The organism is Aquibium pacificum (assembly GCF_040839445.1).
Lineage (GTDB): Bacteria > Pseudomonadota > Alphaproteobacteria > Rhizobiales > Rhizobiaceae > Aquibium > Aquibium pacificus.
Genome location: NZ_JBDPGJ010000001.1, coordinates 793,827 through 818,594, shown reverse-complemented (window position 1 = coordinate 818,594; position 24,768 = coordinate 793,827). Strand labels below are relative to the sequence as shown.

The 24,768-nt window shown below is 67.1% G+C and carries 17 protein-coding genes; 7 read left to right on the top strand and 10 right to left on the bottom strand.

The window, feature by feature from the left end; all coding sequences use genetic code 11:
- Positions 1-116 precede the first annotated feature (116 nt).
- The 6 genes from ABGN05_RS03955 (at position 117) to pbpC (ending at position 12,309) form a co-directional block, all read left to right on the top strand.
- The gene (locus ABGN05_RS03955; RefSeq protein ID WP_367952681.1) at positions 117-1,424 is read left to right on the top strand and encodes a cytosine deaminase; all 1,308 of its coding nucleotides are present in this window, start codon (positions 117-119) and stop codon (positions 1,422-1,424) included.
- 6 nt (positions 1,425-1,430) lie between these two features.
- Positions 1,431-2,834: an FAD-binding oxidoreductase gene (locus ABGN05_RS03950; RefSeq protein WP_367952680.1), complete on the top strand. Its 1,404-nt coding sequence runs from the start codon at positions 1,431-1,433 to the stop codon at positions 2,832-2,834.
- Between the two features lie 363 nt (positions 2,835-3,197).
- On the top strand, positions 3,198-3,779 hold the full coding sequence (locus ABGN05_RS03945) for an NAD(P)H-dependent oxidoreductase (protein WP_367952679.1): 582 nt from the start codon (positions 3,198-3,200) through the stop codon (positions 3,777-3,779).
- Positions 3,779-4,366: an NAD(P)H-dependent oxidoreductase gene (locus ABGN05_RS03940; protein ID WP_367952678.1), complete on the top strand. Its 588-nt coding sequence runs from the start codon at positions 3,779-3,781 to the stop codon at positions 4,364-4,366. The genes ABGN05_RS03945 and ABGN05_RS03940 overlap by 1 nt, the downstream gene beginning before the upstream one ends.
- A 178-nt stretch (positions 4,367-4,544) precedes the next feature.
- Positions 4,545-10,010, top strand: a complete 5,466-nt coding sequence (locus ABGN05_RS03935) for an alpha-2-macroglobulin family protein (RefSeq protein WP_367952677.1) — start codon at positions 4,545-4,547, stop codon at positions 10,008-10,010.
- Between the two features lie 229 nt (positions 10,011-10,239).
- On the top strand, positions 10,240-12,309 hold the full coding sequence (pbpC, locus tag ABGN05_RS03930) for a penicillin-binding protein 1C (protein ID WP_373695882.1): 2,070 nt from the start codon (positions 10,240-10,242) through the stop codon (positions 12,307-12,309).
- A gap of 33 nt (positions 12,310-12,342) precedes the next feature.
- Here the strand turns inward: pbpC and ABGN05_RS03925 are convergent, their stop codons facing one another.
- Complete coding sequence (locus ABGN05_RS03925; protein WP_367952676.1) at positions 12,343-13,146, bottom strand: class I SAM-dependent methyltransferase; 804 nt, start codon at positions 13,144-13,146, stop codon at positions 12,343-12,345.
- 735 nt (positions 13,147-13,881) lie between these two features.
- Here ABGN05_RS03925 and ABGN05_RS03920 point away from each other — a divergent pair.
- Positions 13,882-14,313, top strand: a complete 432-nt coding sequence (locus ABGN05_RS03920) for a rhodanese-like domain-containing protein (RefSeq protein ID WP_367952675.1) — start codon at positions 13,882-13,884, stop codon at positions 14,311-14,313.
- A 199-nt stretch (positions 14,314-14,512) separates the two neighbouring features.
- Here the strand turns inward: ABGN05_RS03920 and ABGN05_RS03915 are convergent, their stop codons facing one another.
- The 9 genes from ABGN05_RS03915 to ABGN05_RS03875 all read right to left on the bottom strand — a co-directional run bounded on the left by ABGN05_RS03915 (position 14,513) and on the right by ABGN05_RS03875 (position 24,499).
- Positions 14,513-14,920: a hypothetical protein gene (locus tag ABGN05_RS03915; protein WP_367952674.1), complete on the bottom strand. Its 408-nt coding sequence runs from the start codon at positions 14,918-14,920 to the stop codon at positions 14,513-14,515.
- A 360-nt stretch (positions 14,921-15,280) separates the two neighbouring features.
- On the bottom strand, positions 15,281-16,198 hold the full coding sequence (locus tag ABGN05_RS03910; RefSeq protein WP_367952673.1) for a helix-turn-helix transcriptional regulator: 918 nt from the start codon (positions 16,196-16,198) through the stop codon (positions 15,281-15,283).
- A gap of 75 nt (positions 16,199-16,273) precedes the next feature.
- Positions 16,274-17,470: a benzoyl-CoA 2,3-epoxidase subunit BoxA gene (boxA, locus tag ABGN05_RS03905; RefSeq protein WP_367952672.1), complete on the bottom strand. Its 1,197-nt coding sequence runs from the start codon at positions 17,468-17,470 to the stop codon at positions 16,274-16,276.
- A 352-nt stretch (positions 17,471-17,822) separates the two neighbouring features.
- Positions 17,823-18,227: an OsmC family protein gene (locus ABGN05_RS03900; RefSeq protein WP_367952671.1), complete on the bottom strand. Its 405-nt coding sequence runs from the start codon at positions 18,225-18,227 to the stop codon at positions 17,823-17,825.
- 9 nt (positions 18,228-18,236) lie between these two features.
- The gene (gene boxB / locus ABGN05_RS03895; protein ID WP_367952670.1) at positions 18,237-19,688 is read right to left on the bottom strand and encodes a benzoyl-CoA 2,3-epoxidase subunit BoxB; all 1,452 of its coding nucleotides are present in this window, start codon (positions 19,686-19,688) and stop codon (positions 18,237-18,239) included.
- A gap of 126 nt (positions 19,689-19,814) precedes the next feature.
- Complete coding sequence (gene boxC / locus ABGN05_RS03890) at positions 19,815-21,476, bottom strand: 2,3-epoxybenzoyl-CoA dihydrolase (protein WP_367952669.1); 1,662 nt, start codon at positions 21,474-21,476, stop codon at positions 19,815-19,817.
- Positions 21,477-21,602: 126 nt separating this feature from the next.
- A complete protein-coding gene (locus ABGN05_RS03885; protein ID WP_367952668.1) occupies positions 21,603-22,133 on the bottom strand; it encodes a DUF309 domain-containing protein in 531 nt (176 codons plus the stop codon).
- 1 nt (position 22,134) lies between these two features.
- On the bottom strand, positions 22,135-22,950 hold the full coding sequence (locus ABGN05_RS03880; protein WP_367952667.1) for an alpha/beta fold hydrolase: 816 nt from the start codon (positions 22,948-22,950) through the stop codon (positions 22,135-22,137).
- Between the two features lie 4 nt (positions 22,951-22,954).
- Entirely contained in the window at positions 22,955-24,499 is a 1,545-nt protein-coding gene (locus tag ABGN05_RS03875) for a benzoate-CoA ligase family protein (RefSeq protein WP_367952666.1), read from the bottom strand.
- Positions 24,500-24,768: the final 269 nt, after the last annotated feature.

Genomic DNA, 24,768 nt, shown 5'->3' with positions numbered 1-24,768 from the left:
ACAGTTTGGGCACGACAGACAACGCCGCGTTTCCTCTCCCCCGGGCAGGGGGAGAGGTGGCTCGCGAAGCGAGACGGTGAGGGGGTGCTTCCTTTCCGCGAGAGAGGTATTTTCCCGTGACGCTCGACCTCCCCTCCTCCGGCTGGTACGTGCTGGCCAACGCCCGCATGCATTCCTCGTTGGCCACCGCCGACCTCGGCTCGACCGACGAGGACGGCTTCGCGCTGGTCGACATCGCCATCGCGGACGGAAAGATCACCGGCATCGCGCCGCGGCGCGACAAGCCGGTGCCGCCGCGCGCGGTCGATCTCGCCGGCCGCATCGTGTTTCCCTGCTTCGTCGACTGCCACACCCATCTGGACAAGGGTCATATCTGGCCGCGCCGCCCCAACCCCGACGGCTCCTTCATGGGCGCGCTGGAGGCGGTCGGCGCCGACAGGGCGGCGAACTGGTCGGCGGCGGACGTCGATGCGCGCATGGAGTTCGCGCTGAAATGCGCATTCGCCCACGGAACCAAGTCGATACGCACCCATCTTGATTCAATTTCTCCGCAGGAGACGATCTCCTGGCCGGTGTTCGAGACGATGCGCGAGCGCTGGGCCGGGCGCATCGACCTCCAGGCCGTCTGCCTGCTCGGCATCGACGGGGTGCGCGAGGCGGACTGGTTCGCCGGACTCGCGGACCGCGTCGCCGCCGCGCGGGGCGTGCTCGGCGCCGTCACCTACATGGTGCCCGACCTCGAACCCCTGCTCGATCGGGTGTTCGAGACCGCCATCGAACGCGGGCTCGACCTCGACTTCCATGCCGACGAAACCGACGACGTCTCGGCCATCTCCTTGAAGAAGATCGCCGAAAAAGCGCTGGAACATCGCTTCGAAGGAAAAATCCTCGTCGGCCATTGCTGCTCGCTGGCGCGCCAGCCGGATGCGGACGTGCTCGACACGCTGGACAAGGTCGCGCGGGCGGGCGTGGCCGTCGTGTCGCTGCCCATGTGCAACATGTATCTCCAGGACCGGCGCTCCAACGGCTCGACGCCGCGCTGGCGCGGGGTGACGCTGCTGCACGAGATGAAGGCGCGCGGCATCCCCGTGGCGGTCGCCTCGGACAACACGCGCGATCCGTTCTACGCCTATGGCGACCTCGACGTGCTGGAGGTCTACCGCATGGCGACCCGCACCCTGCATTTCGACCATCCGGTTGCCGACTGGCCCAGAACGGTGGCGGCCACGCCCGCTGACATCATGCGGTTGCAGGACGCGGGAAGGCTCGCCGTGGGCGGGGCGGCCGATCTCATCGTCTTCCGGGGGCGGAGCTGGACCGAACTGCTGTCGCGGCCCGAAAGTGGCCGCATCGTCGTGCGAGATGGCCGCGCGATCGAGGCCGCCGTGCCGGACTATGCCGAACTCGACACCGTCGTGGGTTAGGGACTGATGGATATCGAAGCACTCAAGACCGAAATCGAGGGCATCCGGATCGAGGAGAATCCGGCAGTCGTGAAGCAGAAGAGTCGCGATTTCTTCTGGTATTCGCCCGTCTTGAAAGAGCAACTCGATCACGTCACCGCCGACATCGTGGTCTCGCCGAAGGACGAGGCCGAGGTGATCCGGGTGCTTTCCGCCTGCTGCCGGCTCGGCATCCCGGTCACGCCGCGCGGCACCGGCACAGGCAACTACGGCCAGGCCATGCCGCTCTCGGGCGGGGTGTTGCTGAACCTCGCCGAGATGAGTGCCGTCAAGGAGATCGCACCGGGCCGCGTGGTCTGCGAGCCGGGCGCGGTGCTGGCCCAGATCGACCGCGCCACGCGCGCCCATTCCGGCCAGGAGCTTCGCCTGTCGCCCTCGACCTACCAGACCGCCTCCATCGGCGGCTTCGTGGCCGGCGGCTCGGGCGGCATCGGCTCGATCCGCTGGGGCGGCCTGCGCGATCTCGGCAACATCTTGCGGCTGCGCGTCGTGACCATGGAGGAAGAGCCGCGCGTGCTCGAACTCACCGGCGAGGAACTGCACAAGGTCACCCATGCCTACGGTACCAACGGCATCATCACGGAGGTCGAGATGCCGCTGACCGCCGCCTACGAGTGGGTCGACGTAATCGTCGGCTTCGAGAGCTTCATGGACGCCGCGCGCTACGGCAACGCCCTCGCCCGCCAGGACGGCATTCTCACCAAGCTCGTCTCGCCCATAGCGGCCCCCGCGCCTTTCGACTATTTCAAGCGCCACCAGAAGTTCCTGCGCGAGGGCCAGAGCATCTGCCTCGTCATGGTGGCGCCGCAGGCGCTCGATGCCTTCCTCGCCTTCACGGCGCGCACAGGCGGCGAGATCGTCTTCAATGCGGCTATTGCCAGCGCGGAGGAGACGAAGGGCCTGCCGCCGGCAGCGGAACTCTCCTGGAACCATACGACGCTCAGGGCGCTGCGGGTCGATTCGGCGATCACCTATCTCCAGGTGCTCTACCCTTTCCCGAAACAGCTCGAACTGGTGGAGAAAATCCACGCCATGGTCCCCGACGAGATGATCGGGCACCTGGAGTTCGTGCGCTTCGACGGCGACATCACCTGCTTCGGCCTGCCGATGATCCGCTATTCGACCAGGGAGCGGCTGGACGAGATCATCCGGCTGCACGAGGAGAACGGCTGTCCCATCTTCAATCCGCACCGCTACACGCTGGAGGAAGGCGGCATGAAGCAGACCGACGAGGTGCAGCTCGCCTTCAAGCGCGAGGCCGACCCGAAGGGCCTGCTCAACCCCGGCAAGATGATCGCCTGGGAGAACCCAGACTATGACTACCGCTCCGACAAGCCGTTCCTCTTCCCGCGGCTGCAGAGGGCGTCGTAGCGGGATGTACCGTCGGCCGCGCTTCCATTCTCCTGCTTCGACGCACGGCGGACCGATCCCCTGCGAACCCCGCGGACCCGTCTCAACGCATTCCCGCATCCCGTACCCGCTCCTCTCAGTCGCGGAAAAGCACCCCCTCACCGTCTCGGGCTTCGCCCGATCCACTTCTCCCCCTACCCGGGGGAGAGGATTCGCAGCTCAGGCTTCCCGCGAGTACGACGACGAAAGAGCGAGAGCGGCCCGGCGCCTATCCTCTCCCCCGGGCAGGGGGAGAGGTGGCTTGCGAAGCGAGGCGGTGAGGCGGTGCATTCCTCGTGAAGCCGGGGGGGCTTGCTCCGAGGGTCCGCTACACGGCGGACAAGCATGAGAATCCTGCTCCTCCATGCCCACCCGGTGGAAACGAGCTTCAACGCCGCGCTGCATCGGCTTATCGTCGATCGCCTGTCGGCGAAGGGGCACGAGGTCGACGACTGCGACCTCTATGCCGAGGATTTCGACCCGCGCCTGTCGCGGCAGGAGCGGCTCGACTACCATGACCTCGACCGCAACGTTGCGCACGTGCGGCCGCACGTTGAACGGTTGCGGTCCGCCAATGCGCTGGTCATGTGCTACCCGGTCTGGAACTTCGGCTACCCCGCGATCCTGAAGGGCTATTTCGACCGCGTCTTCCTGCCCGGCGTTTCCTTTGCCATGGTGGACGGCAAGGCGCAGCCTTCGCTGCACAACATTTCCAAAGTCGCGGCTGTCACCACCTATGGCGGCGACCGGCTGCGCGCCTGGCTGATGGGCGATCCGCCGCGCAAGCTGGTGCAGCGCCTGCTGCGCGTGACCGTGAGGCCCGGCGCGCCGGTGAAGTACCTCGCGCACTACGACATGAACCGCTCGACCGACCTGAGCCGCGGGCGCTTCATGGAAAAGGTCGGAAGGGCGATGGACGCCTTCTGATGCGCGTGCTCGTCGTCCACTGCCATCCGGTACCGGAAAGCTTCTGCGCGGCGCTGCGGGACACCGCCCTCCAGGTGTTGAAAGATGCCGGTCACGACACGCGGCTGATCGACCTTTACGCCGAAAAGTTCGATCCGGTCATGGGCTGCGAGGAACGCCGCAGCTACAACGATCACGCCCCGACCGATCCCGCGCTCGGACCCCACATCGAGGCGCTCGGCTGGGCAGAGGCGATCGTCTTCGTCTATCCGACTTGGTGGTACGGGCTTCCCGCGATGCTCAAGGGCTGGCTCGACCGGGTCTGGGCGCTCGACGTCGTCTTCGAACTTGACAAGAACGGCGGCAAGATCCGGCCGCTGCTGACCCATATCCGTAAGATCGCCGTGGTGACGACCTGCGGCGCTCCGCGCTGGTGGTCGCATGTCGTGGGGCATCCCGGCCGCCGGACCGTCCTGCGCGGCATCCGGGCGCTTTGCGGCTGGCGCTGCAGGACCTTGTTCCTGGCGCACTACCGCATGGACCAGTCGACGCCAGCCTCGCGCGCCGCTTACCTGAAGAAGGTCGAGGCCAAACTCTCCGCATTTTAGGCGCAATCTCGCGCTTGCCTGCCCCTGGGTGAGGTTCGGCGCAGATGCCGCAATCGGCTTTCGTGGCATCGGCAGCATACGCGACCCGAACCGTGTAGTGTCACGCGGGCAGGCACAGGACGCCACAGTCCTGAAACAGGCCTTTGCTACGGCAAGGTGCCTCCGGAGGAACTATTTCATGCGCGCATACCGTGTCATCGCCATCATCATTGCCGCCCTGCTCGGCACGGCCACGGGCACCCTTGCCCAGCAGGCGCGCCAGATCGTGACCACGCAGGACAGCGACTATTTCGGCTTCGATCTCAGGACCGAGCAGAACATGTCGCTCGACCAGTGCAAGGCGGCCTGCCTCGGCGACCCGTCCTGCCGCGCCTTCACCTACAACACGCGGGCGCAATGGTGCTTCCTCAAGTCCGATTTCAACACGCTGAATACCTTCCCCGGTGCCGTGGCCGGCAAGGTGGTGGATCTGAACAGCGAACCGGACATCGGCGCCCCTTCGGAACTCACCTTCATCCCGTCCTACGTGTTGGACGATGCCCGGCCCTGGCGGCTGGATATGCTGAGCAAGGCCTCAGCCGGCGGCGCGGGACTGGTGTCCCTCGTCGATGCGGCCGAGAACGCCATGGCGGGCAACGACCCGCGCGCGGCGATGCTGAACTACACCAATGCGCTGACGATCCTGCCGGACGAAACTGCGCTGTGGACCGGTCTCGCCGAGGCGGCGAACGCCGTCGTGCCCGGCGGCGGGGAGAGCAGCTACTATTTCCAGCGCGCCGGCACCGGCGCGGCGATCAACGGCTACCGGCTCTCGCGCACCGCCAACGAACGTGCCGACGCTCTGAACGCGCTGGCCGAGGCGCTCGAAAAGCGCCGCATGCATCGTCCGGCCATCACCGCCTACGAGCGCAGCCTGGAACTCGTCTCCTCGATGGAGGTGCAGGAGCGCTACGCCGACCTGAAGCGGCAGTGGGGCTTCCGCGTCATCGAGCACACGGTCGATTCAGACAATGCCAGCCCGCGCGTCTGCGTCCAGTTCTCCGAGGAACTGGCCAAGAGCGGCGTCGACTACGCCCAGTTCGTCACCGTCGACAACGCCCCCACCACCGCCGTTGAAAAGGGCGAGCGCGAGCTCTGCGTGGAAGGCCTGGAGCATGGCGGTCGCTACCGCATCGTCATCCGCCAGGGACTTCCCGCCGCCATCGGCGAGGTGATCGGCGAACCCGTCGCGCTCGACATCTACATCCGCGACCGCTCTCCCTCGCTGCGCTTCACCGGCGACAATTTTGTGCTGCCCAATAGCGCCCGCCGCGGCATCCCGGTCGTTTCGGTCAACACCGACAAGGCCGACATCGCACTCTACCGGGTCGGCGACCGCTCGCTGTCGCGCCTGCTCACCCAGTCGCAATTCCTGCGCCAGCTCGACGCCTACGAGATCGGCACGATCGCCGACGAACTCGGCGAGCCGGTCTTCGAAGGCACGCTCGACATCAGCTCCGAACTCAACGAGGAGGTGGTCACCGCCTTCCCGGTCGACGAAGCGATCCCCGAGCGCAAACCCGGCGTCTACGTCATGACCGCCATGCCGCAGGGTGACCGCCGCGACAGCTGGGACACCCGGGCCACGCAGTGGTTCGTTATCTCCGACATCGGGCTCGTCACCTTCGCCGGCAATGACGGCTTGTCCGTCTTTGCCCGCTCGCTGGACACCGCGAAGCCCAAACCCGGCCTCGACCTGAGGCTCGTCGCCCGCAACAACGAGGTCCTGGGCACCGCAACCACCGATGCCGACGGCCGCGCCGTCTTCGACGCCGGCCTGATGCGCGGCGACAGCGGTCTCGCGCCCGCCGTCATTATGGCGAGCGGCGGCGGCGACGATTTCGTCTTCCTCGACATGACCCGCTCCGGCTTCGACCTGTCGGACCGCGGCGTAGAGGGCCGCGCCTCGCCCGGCCCGCTCGACGTATACGCCTGGACCGAACGCGGCATCTACCGCGCCGGCGAGACCGTTCACGCCGCCGCACTCAACCGCGACACGGAAGCGGATGCCGTCGACGACTTGCCGCTGACCTTCATCTTCCAGCGCCCCGACGGCGTGGAGGATCACCGCGTAGTCTCCTCCGGCGCCGAGCTCGGCGGCCACGCGGTCGATCTCGACCTGGCGGCCAACGCCATGCGCGGCACCTGGAGCCTGCGCATCCACGCCGATCCCAAGGCCGCCGCGATCGCGGAAAGGACCTTCCTGGTCGAGGACTTCGTGCCGGACAGGATCGAGTTCGACCTGACTAGCGACAAGGACGAGGTGGCCGTCGGCGAGCCGGCGACACTGACCGTCGACGGCCGCTACCTCTACGGCGCGCCGGCCGAAGGCCTTTCCCTCGAAGGCCAGCTCACCGTCTCGCGCACCCGCGAATGGGAGAAGTTCCCGGGCTACTATTTCGGGCTGGAGGACGAGGAGGACGTCGAGGACACGCGAACGACCCTGGACGGCCTGCCGCAGACCGGCGCGGACGGAAAGGCGGAATTCGAGGTCGCGGTAGACGCGGTGCCCTCCACCACCCAGTTCCTGATGGCCGAAGCATCCGTGCGGCTGGTGGAAGCCGGCGGCCGCGCCGTCGAGCGGTCCATCGATATCGAGATCACGCCCGAAAGCGACATGCTCGGCCTGAAGCCCGAATTCGAGGGCGGGTCGGTACCGGAAGGTGGTACCGCCAACTTCCGCGTCATCGCGGTCGATCCGGCCGGCGATCGCGTCGACATAAAGGACGTCCGCTGGTCGCTGATCAGGCTCGAGCGGCACTATCAATGGTACCGCAACGGCAACAGCTGGGACTACGAGCCGATCACCTCGACCACGCTGGTCGAGGACGGCACGGTCGACGCATCCACGACCGCCGAACCGATGATCTCGGTGCCGGTCGGCTGGGGCCGCTACCGCATGGAGATCGAGACCGACGATCCGAACGGACCGGCGACCAGCGTCGAATTCGAGGCGGGCTGGTATGTCGAGGCGAGCTCGACCGAGACGCCCGACGGGCTGGAGGTCGCGCTCGACAAGGATTCCTATGCGGTCGGCGAGACCGCGAAGCTGAAGATCTCGCCGCGCTTTGCCGGCGAGGCGCTGGTAACGATCGGGGCCGAGAGCCTCCTGTCTACCATCACGGCCACCGTGCCGGAGGGCGGCACGACCATCGACATCCCGGTAACCGCGGAACTCGGCCCCGGCGCCTATGTGATGGCGACGCTGTTCCGCCCCGGCGAGGCGCAGGAATCGCGTCTGCCGATGCGCGCCATCGGGCTCAAGTGGCTGAAGGTCGACCCCGGCGCGCGCAAGCTCTCCGTCTCGATCGAGGCGCCGGAGAAGACCGAGCCGCGCCAGCCGCTGGTCCTGCCCGTCTCCGTCGGCGGCTTGCAGCCCGGCGCGGAAGCCTACGTCACGGTCGCTGCGGTCGACGTCGGCATCCTGAACCTCACCCGCTACGAGGCCCCCGACCCTACGGCCTGGTATTTCGGCCAGCGCCAGCTCGGCCTCGAGATGCGCGACCTCTATGGCCGCCTGATCGACGGTTCGCAGGGCGCCTTCGGACGGCTGAGAACAGGCGGCGACGGCGGGGCGATGGCCCCGCAGGGCAACCCGCCGACCGAGAAGCTCGTCGCCTTCTTCTCCGGCATCCTGAAGGTGGACGACGAAGGCCGCGCCAGCGTCTCCTTCGATATCCCGCAGTTCAACGGCACGGTCCGCGTCATGGCGGTCGCGTGGTCGAAGGACGGCACCGGAAGCGCCTCGAAGGACGTGATCGTGCGCGATCCGATCGTCGTCACCGCGAGCCTGCCGCGCTTCATGGCGCCGAGCGACCAGGCGCGGCTGCTTCTTGAGATCGCCAACACCGACGGTCCGGCCGGCGACTACCGGCTGGCGGTGGCGACCGGCGGCGCGCTGCTGCCGACCGACGGTGGCGTACCGAAAACGGTCAGCCTGCCCGCGGGCGGAAAGACAGAAATCTCGATCCCGCTGACCGCGGATACACCCGGCACCGGCGAGATCACCATCGCGCTCACCCACGCCTCCGGGCTGACGGTGAACCGCACCCAGACCCTGCCGGTGCGCCCCGGCGTGATGCCGGTGACGACGCGCCAGACGGTGACGCTGGCGGCCAACGGCGGCAGCCTGAGGATCGACGGCGAACTGCTCGCGTCGTCGATCCCGCAAGGCGCGTCGGTCGCGGTCAACGTGTCGCGCATGACCGCCTTCGACGTGCCGGCGCTCCTGATGTCGCTCGACCGCTATCCCTATGGCTGCGCCGAGCAGACGACCAGCCGCGCGCTGCCGCTGCTCTACGTCAGCGAACTGTCGAAGACCTCCGGCTTGGAGGACGACCCCGACCTGCGTCAGCGCGTGCAGGGCGCCATCGAGCGCGTGCTCGCTTACCAGTCGTCCTCCGGCAGCTTCGGCCTCTGGGGTCCCGGCTCGGGCGATCTGTGGCTCGATTCCTACGTCACCGACTTCCTGACCAGGGCGCGCGAACTCGATTACGAGGTGCCGGAGCAGGCGATGTCGCAGGCCTTGCTCAACCTCCAGAACTCTCTCGCCTACGACGTCAACATCGAGAGCAACGGCAACGAGATCGCCTATGCGCTCTACGTTCTGTCGCGCAACAGGAAGGCCTCGGCGGGCGACCTGCGCTATTATTCCGACACGCAGCTCGACCAGTTCGCGAGCCCCCTGTCGCGCGCCCAGCTCGCCGCGAGCCTGGCGCTCTACGGCGATCCCGTGCGTGCCGAGACCACGTTCGCGTCGGCCTACCGGCTCGCGCAGCAGACCGCCGGCGGTTACACGGCGCGCAGCGACTACGGTTCGAAGCTGCGCGACGGGGCGGCCATGCTGGCACTGGCGGCCGAAAGCCGGCCCGAGCCGGCGCTGATCCCGAGCATGGTTCAGTACGTCGCCGACGTGCGCCGCCAGACGCGCTACCTCAGCACGCAGGACGAGGCCTGGATGCTGCTCGCCGCCCGCGCGGTGCAGCAGTCGAGCGACGACATCAGCCTGGAAGTCGCAGGAACGCCCCACCAGGGAGCATTCACGAAGCGGATGGATGGTTCGGAGGTGGCGGCAAACCCCCTCACGGTCGTCAACCGAGGCGTCGAGCCGGTCGACGCGATCGTCACCACGGTCGCGGCCCCCGAACAGCCGCTGCCGGCGGGCGGCCAGGGCTTCTCGATCGAGCGGACCTACTACACGCTCGACGGCCAGCAGGCGAACGTCACGCAGGCCAGGCAGAACGAGCGCTACGTCGTGGTGCTGAAGGTGAACGAGGCCAACGCCTGGCCCTCGCGCATCCTCGTTTCCGATCTGCTTCCGGCCGGTTTCGAGATCGACAATCCGCGTCTGGTCGACAGCGCGGCACTGGCGAACTTCGAATGGCTCGGCGAGACCAGCGCCGTGCACACCGAGTTCCGCGACGACCGCTTCATCGCGGCCTTCAACCGGGAGCAAGGCGACGCCCGCGACATCTCGCTTGCCTATGTCGTGCGCGCCGTGACGCCCGGCGTCTACATGCACCCCGCCGCGAGCGTGGAAGACATGTACCGGCCGGAGCTTTCGGCCCGCACGGCGACGGGGCTGATGGAGGTGCGGGGCGAATAGGCCCCGCGTCGAACCCGTGAGCGAGTCGAGCTCGGAACCCCCACTGACCCCTCCTCTGAGGGCGGGGGGGGATTCGGACCCTGCGCATGCCGGGATTTCCGCGGGCGTTGAAACGACACAGACCGGATCCCCCTCCCCCTTGAGAGGGTCCGAAGGACGGGCGAGGCAAGCAACTCGCCCCGGCTGGGGTGGGGGTGAGATCGTCACGCATCCCAAGATCCGGCGACTCGTGCCTCGTATCGCCGCTGCCTTGTCGGCCATCGTGCTAACCGCCGCTGCCTCCCTCTTCACCCTCGACCGCCTCGACCGCGCCTACCCTCCCCCGCTCGACCAGGCCGCCGACATCTCCACCGAAGTCGTCGACCGCGACGGCGCCCTCCTGCGCGCCTATACGACCGGTGATGGCCGCTGGCGTCTTCCGGCCGACCTGAAGGCGCTCGATCCGCAATTCCAGAAAATGCTGGTCGCCTACGAGGACCAACGCTTCTGGAGCCATCATGGGGTCGATCCGGTGGCCGTGCTGCGCGCGGCGTCGCAGTTCGCGGCCAACGGCCGGATCGTGTCTGGCGGTTCCACCATCACCATGCAGCTGGCACGCCTGATCGAGCCGCGCGAGGAGCGCAGCCTGGGCGCCAAGCTGCGGCAGGCGGCGCGCGCGTTGCAGATCGAGCGGCGCCTCTCCAAGGAGGAGATCCTGCAACGCTACCTGACGCTCGCCCCCTATGGCGGCAATCTAGAAGGAGTGCGCGCGGCGAGCCTCGCCTGGTTCGGCAAGGAGCCCAACCGGCTGTCGCTGCACGAGGCGGCGCTGCTCGTCGCCCTCCCCCAATCGCCGGAAGCCCGCCGGCCCGACAGGCACCGGCAGTCCGCGAAGGCGGCGCGCGACCGCGTGCTGGCGCGGATGGCCGTGGCCGGCGTGATCATCGAAAGCGAAGTGGAGCGCGCCTCGGCGGAGGCGGTCTCGGGCGTCCGCCGTCCCCTCCCCGGCCTCGCCGCGCATGTCGCCGACGCCGCGCTGCGCCGCGACCCCGCCGCGACGCGCCGCCAGGTGACGATCGATCGCGGCGTCCAGGAGGCGCTGGAAAAGGTGGCCAGCGCTGCCGCCGCGCGCATCGGCCCAAAGGTCTCCGTCGCCATGGTGCTGGCGGACTCGCAGACCGGCGAGGTGCTCGCCAAGGTCGGCTCGGCCGACTATTTCGAGCCGCGCCGCGCCGGCTGGATCGACATGGCGCGCGCCGAGCGCTCGCCGGGCTCGACCCTCAAGCCCTTCATCTACGGGCTGGCGGTCGAGGACGGGGTAGTCATGCAGGAGACGATGATCGAGGACCGCCCGGCGAATTTTTCCGGCTACCGGCCGAAGAACTTCGACATGGGCTACCAGGGCGACGTGACGATCCGCCAGGCGCTGCAGCTGTCGCTCAACGTGCCGGCGATCCGGCTGCTCGACGCGGTCGGTCCGGTGCGGCTGGTGTCGCGGCTGAAGCGCGGCGGCGTCGTCCCGGCCCTGCCGCGCGGCGAGACGCCGGGACTGGCGATCGGGCTCGGCGGCGCGGGCGTGACGCTGGAACAACTGGTCCAGCTCTACACCGGCCTCGCCAACGGCGGCCGCGTGTCTCCGCTGCGCTCCTTTCCGGACGAAAAACCCGCCGCGCTGCCCGACGCCATCCTGTCGCGCCAGGCGGTGTGGCAGGTCGCCGACATGCTGTCTGGCGTCGCGCCGCCGCAGGGCGCGCCGCGCCTCGGTATCGCCTACAAGACCGGCACCTCCTACGGCTTTCGCGACGCCTGGTCGGTCGGCTACGACGGGCGCCACGTGCTGGGCGTCTGGGTCGGCCGGCCGGACGGCGGCTCGGTGCCGGGCCTGACCGGTTATCTCGCCGCCGCGCCCATCCTCTTCGAAGCGTTCTCCAAATCCGGCCTCGGCATCGAGCCCCTGCCCCGCGCGCCGGCAGGCGCGGTGCGGCTGTCGCGCACCGAGCTGCCCTTCTCGCTGCGCCGCTTCGCCCCGCCGGAACAGGCGCTGGTGGCGGGCGCCCCGACCGAGCCGGCACCTGAAATCGTCTTCCCCCCCGCCGGAGCCCGCGTCGACCTCGGTCTTGCCGGCGACGGCGCCATGCCGCTGGCGCTGAAACTCAACGGCGGCCGCGCGCCCTTCCGCTGGCTCGCCAACGGCCGGCCGGTTCCGGTTTCCGCAAGGCGCCGCACCGGATCGTGGACGCCCGACGGCGCCGGCTTCTCGACGCTGACGGTGATCGACGCGGCGGGACGGGCGGACAGCGTGCGGGTGTTCGTGGAGTAGGCGGACGGGCGCGGGCACCCGGGCGCAACCGGTCTAGCCGGCGACCTTCGCCTTCATCGCCCAGGCCCGCGCCGTCAGGCGGACGGGACCGTCCGAACCAAGCGTCCGTGCAAGACGTGATTTCAGCATCTCGCGCCGGTCCTCCTGCAGGCTCATGCAGTAACCGGGCGCCGGACCTGCTCCCAGCGTGAACGGATGCCAGAACGCCTCGAAATCCGGGAATTCCGTGACGACCTCGACAGGAACGATCTCGGCGTTCCCGATGCCCGCCTCCGCGCAAAGCGCGGCCAGACCGTCGGCGCTGCAGAAGGGAAATCTGGCCGCCTCGTCCAACTCGGCCGCCTTCGGATCCAGTGACACCGCAGCTTTCCAGAAAGCGTCGATGAAGCCGATACCACCGCCCGGATAGTCCCAGACGTAGAAGGAAATCGTGCCGCCCGGGCGCAGCACGCGCTGCATCTCCACGAGTCCGGCGCGACGATCGGGCACGAAGTTCAACACGAGCGCGGACGTGACGACGTCGATCGTACCGTCCTTGGCAGGCAGATCCTGAGCCGTGGCGACCTCGAAGCGCGCACGCGGATCGGTGGCGCGGGCGCGTGCATGGTCGACGAAATCGCTGGAAGGATCGGTGGCAAGAAGCGACCTGGGCGAGCAGTCGCGCAGGATCGCGGAGGTCAACGCGCCGGTGCCGCATCCGACCTCGAGCCAGTCGGCATCCTCGTCAGGGTCGAGCCAGCCGAGGAACCTCGAAGCGACAAGGCGGCTCCACCGGCCCATATAGTGTTCGTAGCTCTTGCCCGCGTTCCATGCATCGAATGAAGATTGCGACGACACGTCATCCTCCTCCAACCCGCACTCGGGACAGAGTAGCACGAGGATCGCTTCCTGGGCACCCGCGCGACGCGGGCGCGGTGCGGCTGTCGCGCACTGACCTGCCCTTCTCGCTGCGCCGCTTCGCCCCTCCGGACTAGGCGCTGGTGGCCGGCGCACCGGATCGTGGACGCCGGACGGCGCCGGTTCTTCGACCCTGACGGTGATCGACGCGGCGGGACGGGCGGCGAGCGTCAAGGGTTTTCGTGGAGTAGAAGCGCCGGCGAAACCACGGGTTGTAGCGCATGGATTTCAGCGTACAATGCCTCCTCGCGGAAACGTAGGGGACGGGAAATGATCCGGGCAGCCGCATTCTTCATAGTCTTGCTGGCATCGCTTAACGTCGCTCATGCTGGCCGCGTCCAGCTGTCTCCTGGCGAAGTCCGCGGTATCTTTATCGGTACCCCCTGGCACAGCCCGGACGGCTCGTTTCTGTTCAGAGATACAGGAACATATTCCTACTTCAATTTCTATCAGAAACGGGAATGGGGGACGTGGCCCTACAGGATGCTCGAAGACGGAACGCTGGCGGGCGGGAGCACGCATTATCGGTTCTACCGTAATGGGGACAAGTATTCCGTCTTCCATACAAGGAGCGGACGTTTCTACCCTGCCTATCCCAACCGAACATACGGTCAAAAGTAGCGGGACATTCCTTTGGGCTCGCGCACACTTGTTCGGACGGCATGGGCAATTTCCATGTTTATCGGAACCGCAACATCGCTGCTCGCGGACCCATTGCCGCTCGAACTCTCCGCCGAGCAATTGCTGCATATCGAACCAGGCGAGATCGTCATCGTCGACATCCGCTTTCCACGCGAAAAGCCGCGGCGGTTCGAGGCAGGTCCCATCCGGATCGTCCGCCTCCAGTGGACGCCGGCAACCGGTGGCAGGAATCTGCCGGAACACGTCAACTTCTTCGCGCAGTTGAAACGGCTCATGTCGGCCGAACCTGCGAAGACCTTCGTCCTGCTGTGCGGGATCGGTCGCCGGAGCGCCGAAGCGATCCATCTTGCGGGTCAATACGGAATCCGTTCCAGGATCTCGCATCTTCGCGGGGGGCTCGAGGGACAGCCGGGGGAGACGGGCCTTCTGGACGAGTTGCAGCTCCAGGGCCGCCCGAACGACTGAAGCCGATTCCTTGCGAGCGTATCCAAACACAAAAGCTCCTCATCCTGAGGTGCGAGCCCGCACTATCCTCGCCGCGAAAATACGTCCGTTGCCGGGCGAGCCTCGAAGGACGCACCGCGCCTGCGCCGGCGCCCCGGGCGGCGGTTCATCCGCCCGGGCATTCGGATCAGACAGGACAGTGCCTCGGGACAAACGGACGTCAGGACGTATCGTCGGGCACCGGCGCACTGCCAAAAGGCATGACGAATTGCAGCGACTGTACGAGTCGGCGCGACGCAAGGTAGCCGATCGCGCAACCCTCGGGACGACCGGGTGGGGGCAGCAGGGCGCCGAGCGCGGCCGCGAGCATGCGGAAGCGCTGGGCGAGCAATGCCGCGTCCTCGGGGCTGCATCCGGTCTGCGGGTCGCCATCGAAGCGCGGCAGGTCCGCCTGCGTTGTGTCGACGACGAATTCCAGCGCCACGGTTTCGGCCGTGCGCAGGATCAGAAGCACGAGCCAGCGGACCGGAAGGGACCGGCAAGCGGCGCGCTCGGCGATGGCGGCGAAGGAGACGAGCATCGCGATGATGCGCCTCAATCCCCGATCGTCCAGTGCCGCCGCGTGCATTCCGGTGTCTCCTTTACCCGGCGCCATTGTGGGACGGATCGTCGGGGCGTGGATGGAATTCGCTTAAGCGGCTGGTTTCGTTAGGGAGGGTGTGGTGTCTGTGCACATGGTGCGTCCTTCGAGGCTCGTCCGCCGACGCTCGGGATCGCGTTGCGGAGATCGTGCGGGCTCGCACCTCAGGATGAGGAGGTCCGGTGGAGCGCTCTGATCGTTTGGCGGGCCCTTCGAGGCTCGCCCTGCCGAGGTCGGTGATCGCGTGGCAGAGATCGTGCGGGCTCGCGCCTCAGGATGAGGAGGTCCGGTGGAACGCGCTGCTTTGCTCGGCTCGGCTGCTGGCGCGTAAAGCGGGGGTTTGCCGCCCTACCCCAAGACTCCCCGCTCGCGGATGGCGGCGAGCACATCCGTCAGGCTTTCCTCCAGCGTCCTGCCCGACGTGTCCACATGCATGGCTGCCTGGGCGTAGAGCGCTTCCCGGCTGGTGAGGATGGTGCGCAGGTCTTCCATTGCGGCAGGGTTGCCGGCCATCGGACGGGTGTCGCCCTGGGCGCGGACGCGGGCCATGTGCTCCTCGGGCCGCGCCTTCAGCCAGATCGTGTGGTAGTGCCGCAGGAGGTGGTTGAAGGTCTCGGGTTCCGAGACGATGCCGCCGGCGACCGCCAGCACGAGCGCCTCGCTGGTGGCGGCGATGCGCTCGACCGACTGGCGTTCCAGCCGGCGGTAGCCTTCCTGACCGTAGAGCGCCATAACCTCGTTGACCGGCATGCCGCTCGCCTGCTCGATCTCGGCGTTGAGTTCAAGGAAGGGCAGGCCTAGCGCATCCGCCGCCATGCGACCGAGCGTCGACTTGCCGGCACCGCGCAGGCCGATCAGCGCGATGCGCCGGCCGCGCCTGAGACTCGGATGCTCGGGATCAAGGATTTCGAGCACGCGCTGGCGCTGCTCGGCGGTTGCTCCGCGGTAGAGCGCCATCACGGTCATGACGTCGGAGTTCCACGGGTCGTCGGCCCCCACCAGCCACTCGATCCGGTGGTCGAGCGCTTCGGCAACACGGCGCAGGAGAACGATGGAGATGTTGCCCTCGCCCGCCTCGAGCTGCGCCAGATAGCGCTGCGAGACGCCGGAGGTTTCGGCGAGCCGCTTGCGCGAAAGGCCTTTTCGCGACCGAGCGGTGCGGACCCGCTCGCCGACCATGGCAAGCAGCGCCGCATTGGCGGCATCCTCGGCGGGCGCCGTTTCCGGCGCGCTCGCCCTGCCATCAAAACCGACGATTTCGTCCATGCCACCCCTATCCGACCGATCGGTATGCATTATAATGCATACCGTGGACGATGATGCAATATCGCGCGTGGAGGATCAGTAGGTTTCGAGGTGATAGCGGCCGGAGGCGCGCATGGCGTCGCGCAGTGTCTTCCAGTTCATCCCCGCGCCGCGGGCGATATCCTCGAAGGCGCTCTCGACGCCGATCTCCATCGCCTTCAGGCCGCAGACGTAGACATGGGTGTTTTCGGAGGCGAGCAGCGCGGCGATACGCTCCTTTTCCGCCCGCATGCGGTCCTGGACGTATTCCTTGGGCGAACCCGCGACGCGACTGAACACGAGATGTTTTGCCAGCAGCGTGTCGGGCACCTTCTTCAGCGGTCCGAAATAGGGCAGCGAACTCGGCGAGCGGGCGCCGAAGATCAGCGTCATGCCGCCCGAGGGGCCGCTGACGGTACGCTGGCGGCGCATGGTGAAGCCGCGGAACGGCGCCGAGCCGGTGCCGGTGCAGATCATCAGGATGTTCGCCTGTGGGTCGTTGGGCATCAGGAAGGTCGAGCCGAACGGCCCGGTGAGCCTGACTTCGTCGCCGCGCTTCAGGTCGCAGACATAATTGGAGGCGACGCCGTTCGGCTCGCGCTTGACCGTCAGCGACAGGTTGTTGGTGTTCGGCCGCTCGCCGTCGCGGGGCGAGGAGATCGAATAGAGCCGCATGCGGTGCGGCCGGCCATTGGCGTCGGTGCCGGGCGGTGCGATGCCGACGCTCTGGCCTTCGAGCACCGGAAAGGATGTGTTGCCGAGGTCGAGGATGATGTGGCGAACGTCCGAATCGGCGTCCTCGGCGGTCAGCCGGTAGTTGCCCTGCACCGTGGCGATCGCCGGATGGGCGCTGGAGAAGAGGTTGACGCTGGGCTTCGAGGCCGAGACCGGCGCCTTGGCCGCGCCGCCCGCACCCTTGTGCGCTTCGGCAAGCAGGGCCGCGACCTCGTCGTCCAGCGCCTCGATCGCCGGGCCGGAGCCCTCGCCTTCGGCCGAAACGTCCGCCTGCTCGGGCAGCTCCATCCAGGACAGCTGTTCTTCCAGCGAATAGGGCGTCGTCACCACGCGCCAGTTGTCGATCGAGCCGGTCGGGCACGGCGAGATGCAGTCCATGCAAAAATTGCAGATCGAGGCGTCGACCACGACGTTGTTGTCGTCATGCGTGATCGCGCCGATCGGACATGCTTCCTCGCAGGTGTGGCAGCGGATGCAGATCTCCGGATCGATCAGGTGCTGCTTGACGGGCGCGTTCATGGGGCAGGCTCGATGGCGACTGCGACCATTCTGCGGTTCGGGCATCTACCCCCACCCCTGGCCCATCCCCGCAGGCTAGCGGATTCACACGTTTCCTGCATGGCCAGCAGACTGATTTTGCATGACCGGTGGGCTGCAGGAAGCAGCCCCATCGTGCGTGGTTCGACAGGCTCACCATGAGGGAGGTCAGTGGAACCCGCTCTACGAGCGGCATAGTGCCCCAAAAGTTCCTCATGGTAAGCCGCCCACAGATCTCCCTCATGGTGAGCCTGTCGAACCACGCACGATGCCGCTGGATCGCGAAGCGAGACGGTGAGGTGCTGCTTGACGGGCGCGTTCATGGAGAACTGCCTCAGCCTGCTTCAATCGTTACCGGAAAGCCCCGGATGATCGAATTGCTGACGGTGCTGTCCGCTTTAGCCTCCTCGATCACCGGGCGGGGATCCGAGCCGTCGGTGGTTTCGCAGGTGACCGCCATGCGCGCGCCCGTCACGATCAGCGGCTCGCCTTCGAGGTCGAGGGTCACGCCGAGTTCGATCTTGCCGAGCGCGACGCCCTTCGCATGCGCGACGTAGCGCAGGTCGTTGGCGAAGCAGCCGCCGATCGCCAGCGCCAGAAGCTCGCCTCCGTTGAAGCCGAGCCCCTTGCCGCCGGCTTTGCCTGCCGGGCGATCGGCCACCAGCGTGTGCGCGCCGGCCCAGCCGAGAGCCGCCTCCGTTCCGGCGATGTTTGCGAGGTTGACGCTGATCGAGACCATCGGATTTCCTTATGCCATGTGCAGCTGGACATATTCGAAATCGCCTGGCTTGTTGTCTATGCCCATGCGCGGCGGCGCGATCCAGCCAGCGAACTTGCCGGGCTCCCAGACGGGCTGCATGAGCGAGGCGATGTAGTCGCCGTCGGCGGTGGTCGGCAGCCACTCGTCCTTGCGCTTTTCCCATTCGGCGTCGGAGATCACCTCGCCATCCGGCGTCATCCTGATGGCACCGAAGACGCCGATCTGACGGTGGAAGCCGGGATGCGGCAGCTTGAGCTCGAAGGGCACGCCGATCTTTGCGATCATGGCGTTCCAGCGTTTCACGCCGCCGGCCGCGTCGGTGACGTAGTCATCCCTGAGCCGCATGTTGATGGCCGACAGCGCCGGCACGTCGACCGTCACGACCTTGCCGTCGAGCAGTTGCACGACCGGATAGGTCGAGGTCTGAAGCCGATGGTCGTCGTCGATCCTGATCTCCTGGTAGCGGCCCTTGATGCCGGCGTTGAAGGCGTTGGCCGCGTTGGTCGAGACTTCCGAGCCGAACAGGTCGAGCGACAGCGTGTAGTGCAGGTTGAGCTTCTTCTGGATCGTCGGCAGGTCGATGACGCCCAGCGCCCGCACGGCGTCGATGTCGTTCGGGTCCTCGATGCCGGCCTCCTTCATGGCCTCGCAGGTGCGCTGGATGACACGGCCAACGCCGGTCTCGCCGACGAACATGTGGTGGGCCTCCTCCGTCAGCATGAAGCGGCAGGTGCGCGACAGGGGGTCGAAGCCCGACTGGGCGAGCGATTCCAGCTGCATCTTGCCGTCGCGGTCGGTGAAATAGGTGAACATGAAAAAGGAGAGCCAGTCCGGCGTCGCCTCGTTGAAGGCGCCGAGCATGCGCGGCGCCTCTTCCGAGCCCGACGAGCGGCGCAAGAGGTCGTCCGCCTCCTCGCGCCCGTCGGCGCCGAAATACTTTTGCAGCAGGTAGACCATGGCCCAGAGGTGCCGTCCTTCCTCGACGTTTACCTGGAACAGGTTGCGCATGTCGTAGAGCGACGGCGCGGTCTTGCCGAGATGGCGCTGCTGCTCGACCGAGGCCGGCTCGGTGTCGCCCTGGATGACGATCAGGCGCTTGAGCATGTTGCGGTATTCGCCCGGCACCTCCTGCCAGGCCGGCTGGCCGACATGCTCCCCGCACGGGATCTTGCGATCCTCCACCTGCGGCGCGAGCAGGATGCCCCAGCGGTATTCCGGCATCCTGACGTAGTCGAATTTCGCCCAACCTTTGGGATCGACCGAGATCGCCGTGCGCAGGTAGACCAGCGATTCCTGGAAGTTGCGCGGGATCAGGTCGTTCCACCAGTTGATGTAGCCCGGATGCCACTTCTCCAAGGCCTTCAGGACGCGCTTGTCGGAGGAGAGCCCGACATTGTTGGGAATCTGGGTGTCGTAGGAGACGTTGATCAGGTCGAGCATGGGTGGGGTCCTCCGGGGGCAGTGGCAGCGGATGTGGGCCTGAGACGGGGTGCGTAGTTCGTAGTTCGTAGTGGGTAGTGCCTGCTTTCCCTACGCACTACGAACTACGAACAACGCACTCTGCACTCAAACTCTCTTCATATCGAACTCGCCCCGCACGCCGGTGCCGTAGCGCTGAAGGGCGCCCTTCTCGCCGACGGCGTTGGGGCGCTGGAAGATCCAGTTCTGCCAGGCGGTGAGGCGGCCGAAGATGCGGGTTTCCATGGTTTCGGGGCCGGCGAAGCGCAGGTTGGCCTCCATGCCGGTGAGCGCGTCGGGCGAGAAGGAGGCGCGTTCCTCGAGGAAGATGCGCACTTCGTCCTCCCAGTCGATGTCGTCGAAGCAGAAGGTGACGAGGCCGAGCGCGTTGGCGTCGAACGCCTCCAGCGCCTCGCCGACACGCTCCTTCGCCTCGTCGACCTTTTGCGGCTCGCCGAGGAAGCGGGTCTGGAGCCGCGTCAAATCGTTCGACATCGGGTAGGAGCCGAAATTGCCGTCGGTCAGCGTGAGGGTGGCGACCGGGCGGTTGTCGCCCTCGAAATCGCCCTCGGCCATGTAGGATCGGTCGACCGCGAAGAGGAGTTCGGCGAGCGGGCCGGCGAAGCAGGAGCCGGGTTCGACCAGCGCCACCAGCGAGCGCGAGGTGAGGTCGACGCGCTTCAGGACGCGCTTGAAGTAGAGCAGCATTTCGTTGGCGAGCCAGTGCTCGCGGTTGTCGAGCAGGAAGCGCTCGTGCGCGGCGACGAGTTCAGGATCGCCTTGGGCGCGGAAGACGATGACGCCGGTCTCCAGTTCGTTGTTGCGCAGGTGCAGGATCGCGTCGTCGAGCTCGCGCGCCACCCGCAGCATCCAGGTGGACGCGCCCTGCTCCTGGAGATCGTCGAGCGAGGCTGGCGCGGCGTCCGTCGGACCGTGGATGGTGACCCTGGCGATGCGCTTCTCCCGGTCGATCTCGACCTCGACGCTGGAATAGGTGACCGTGCCGTCCTCGCCGAACGTGCGGTCGAGGGGAGTGAGCGAGATACCCTTCGCGTCCGAGGGGCGGCGGGATTTCGCCGCGAACTCGCGCGCGCGCTGGGACACCGTCTCGTCGAATTTCGTGTTGGCGACGACGTCGTCGACCAGCTTCCACTCCTTGGCGCGCTTGCCGCGCACGCCCTCCTCGGTGGAGCAGAACACGTCGGCGTGGTCGCGGCGCACCTTGCGCTTGTCGGTGACGCGGGTGAGCCCGCCGGTGCCGGGCAGCACGGCGAGCAGCGGCACCTCGGGAAGCGAGACCGAGGACGAGCCGTCGTCGGTCAGGATGATGTGGTCGCAGGCGAGCGCCAGTTCGTAGCCGCCGCCGGCGCAGGCGCCGCGCACGGCGGCGATATAGTACTGGCCCGACTCGCGGCCCGCCGCCTCGAAGGTGTTGCGGGTCTCGTTGGTGAACTTGCAGAAATTGACCTTGTGGGAATGCGCCGCGCCGCCCAGCATGCGGATGTTGGCCCCGGCGCAGAAGACGCGCTCCTTGCCGGACTGCATGACGACAACTTTCACCTCGGGATGTTCGAAGCGCATGCGCTGGACGATGTCGGCCAGTTCGATGTCGACGCCGAGATCGTAGGAGTTGAGCTTCAACTCGTAGCCTTCGAACAGGCCGCCGGTCTCGTCGACGTCCATGAGGAGATGCGCGACCTCACCCTCGTAGCGGATCTTCCAGTGACGGTACTTCGACGGGTCCGTCTGGAAATCGATTGCCTTGGCCACTCTATGCTCCCTGGGTCGTCGAATGGCGGCACCATAGTGCACTATGGTGCGCGATGCCAGCCATCAATTGCGCCGTTCACGCGGAATTTAGCGTCATTACTGGCCCGAAATGGCCATGTATATGCATTAAAATGCATTATCGTTTATCTCAAGCTGTGGTCGGCAGCGAAGAATCTCCTCCGGCTCCCGCTCCTGCCAGGTTTCGGCGGAGGCGAGGAACGCGCCGATGGCCGCATGGGCCGACGCCGGATCGAGGCCCATCAGCCGGTTCGCGCCGCCGCTGCGGGCGTCGCCGAGACGCTGATGCGCTTCGCGCGCGAGGCGCAGCGCGGCCTTGGGGCGGTGCATGGCGAGTTTCAGGCATCCGTTCGCCAGTTGAATCAATCCCTGCACGATATGCCGTTCGGCGCTGTTGGGGCGGGTACCCATCCAGACCGGCTCCCACACTTCGTGCGTCTCCCAGAAGAAGCCGGCGCGGTAGAGCGTGAAGCCGCAGAGCCACGCCTCGTTGTCACGCCAGAGGTCCGGGTCGGTCGTCGCTGGCGCCCGGTCGGCGATCTCCATGAAGGCGCCGGAGGTCGGGCGCGCGGTGCGGCCGGGGATGTATGGGGTGGCGGGGAGAGGCAGATCGCCCGCCGGACAGGCGGCCTGCGCCACCTCACGCCGTTTCGGGCTCGGCCGCCTCAATGCGGTCGAGTCGTTCGACGAACTCGGTGACCAGCGCCAGCGTCCGGTCCGGCTGCTCGACGAAGGGGGCGTGGCCGCAGTCGTCGAGCATGGCGACATCGACGGGATTGTAGCTCTGCTCCTGAAGCGCCTCGATCTGGGCCGCAGTTCCGTACTGGTCCTGCACCCCCTGGATCGCCAGCACGGGGACGCGGATGTAGGCGATGACCTCCTCGATGTTCCAGTCCTCGAAGGCCGGATCGAGCCAGGCGTCGTTCCAGCCGCGGAAGGCGTTGTCGACATTGGCGTGGTATTTTGACAGCCGCGCCCTGAGGTCGCCGGTCTCGTATGCCTCGCGCGCCTTCGCGATCGCCGCCAGCCCCATCGGTTCGGTGAAGAAGTGCGGCGCCATCAGCACCAGCCCCCTCACCCGGTGGTCCTGGATCGAACCGGCATAGATCGCCGCGATCGAGGCGCCGTCGGAATGGCCGAGCAGAATGCCCTCGGTGAAGCCGATCGCGCCCAGCACTTCCGGCAGCACTTCGACGGCCTCGCGCGTCATGTAGTCGACCGGCCGCGGTAGCTCCGCCGGATCGGACGCACCGTAGCCGCGCCTGGAATAGGTGAAGACCCCGTAGCGCGTCGCCTCGGCAAGTTTTCGCGGGAAATCGCGCCAGAGATCGACGCACCCGAGACCCTCGTGCAGCATTATGATGGTGGGCGCGGTGTCGGGCGACGGTCCGTGGCACTTGCCTTCGAGCCAGCCGCCGTCGGCCCGGAACATGACGCTTTCGCCGTCCTTCCACATGGCGTCAGGCCCCTTCCCTGAGCTTGAACCGCTGGACCTTGCCCGTTGCCGTCTTCGGCAGATCGGGCACGATGTCGATCCAGCGCGGATACTTCCAGGCGCCGACCTTGGCCTTGACGTGCTCCCTGAGCGCATCGGCGAGGCCGTCGCTTGCGGCGCCGTTCTTCAGCACCACGAAGGCGCGGGGCTTTTCCAGTCCGGTCTCGTCCTTGTGGGCGACGACGGCGGCCTCCAGCACGTCCGGGTGCGAGACCAGCGCCTGCTCGACCTCGAAGGGCGAGACCCAGATGCCGGAGACCTTAAACATGTCGTCGGTGCGGCCGCAGTAGACGTAGCGGCCCTCCGCGGTGCGCTCGTACTTGTCGCCCGTGCGCGTCCAGTGGCCCTCGAAGGTGGAGCGGCTCTTGTCGCGCTGGTTCCAGTAGTTCTCCGCTGCAGAAGGTCCGTTGACGAGGAGTTCGCCCACCTCGCCGTCGGCGACCTCCCTGCCGTGCTCGTCGACGAGGCGGACCTCGTATCCGGGCACCGCGACGCCCGACGTGCCGTAGACGATGCTGCCAGGGGCGTTGGAGAGAAAGATGTGCAGCATTTCGGTGGAGCCGACGCCGTCGAGGATGTCGGTGCCGGTGCCGGCCTTCCACTTGTTGCCGATCTCCGCCGGCAGCGCCTCGCCGGCCGACACGCAGATGCGCAGTCGGTCCAGCCCCTTGGGCCCGTTCTGCGCCATGTGCGCCACCATGCCGGCATAGAGCGTCGGCACGCCGCAAAAGACCGTCGGGCGCACCTCGGCCATGGCCGAAAACATGTCGGCCGGCGTCGGCCGGCCGCGGAAGAGCGCGGCGGTTGCGCCGACCGCCATCGGGAAGGTCATCGCGTTGCCGAGGCCGTAGGCGAAGAAGAGCTTTGCGGCCGAGAGCACGACGTCGTCCTCGCGCGTGCCCAGCACCCGCGCGCCGAACGTGTCGGACGTCGCCTTGAGGCTGCCGTGGACATGGCGCACGCCCTTCGGCCGGCCGGTAGAGCCGGAGGAATAGAGCCAGAAGGCGCACTCGTCCGCGCCCGCCTCCACGGTCCCGCCAGGGTTGCCGGCCGCGAGTTCGTCGGCGAAGGACAGATGCGCGCCCGCCTCGCCGCCGACGACGAAGACCTTCTTCAGGTGCGGCAGGCGGGGCAGGATGGGCGCGACCGTGGGCAGCAGTTCGGCCGAGACGAACAGCGCCCGCGCGCGGCTGTCATTGAGGATGATCTCGTAATAATCGGGCGACAGCAGCGTGTTGAGCGGCACGGGGATGACGCCGGCCTTGAGACTGCCCCAGAAGATGATCGGAAACTCGATCTGGTCGAGAACGATCATCGCGGCCCGATTCTCGGGCTGGATGCCGTGCCGCCGGTAGAGGTCGGCCATGCGGCCCGCCTCGGTCATAAGGTCGCCGTAGCTGAGGGTCCGCCCGCTCTGCCCGCACTCGACGAAGGCGGGCTTGTCGCCCCGTCCTTCCTCGACGTGCCGGTCGACAAAATAGGCCGCGGCGTTGCCGTTCGCTGGGTTCAACTCGGATCCTCCCCGATCAGGCCTGTCCTCGCACGCCACGCTGATGTCTCCTCCACGCGACGTGCGATATCATGCAGCACGAGGCGGATACAGGCAAGCTGCCATATATAGCCCATGCTCGGAATGATGCATTTTGTTGCATCAATCGTGGGCACTTCATTCAACTTCACCCTGGGACTCCCGTCGCGTGCGCCCTTAGGATGCACTTTCGCACACCTCGGACTTCCGGCCTGCCGACCGGGCCTTGGCAGCGGCCATTCCGGCAGACA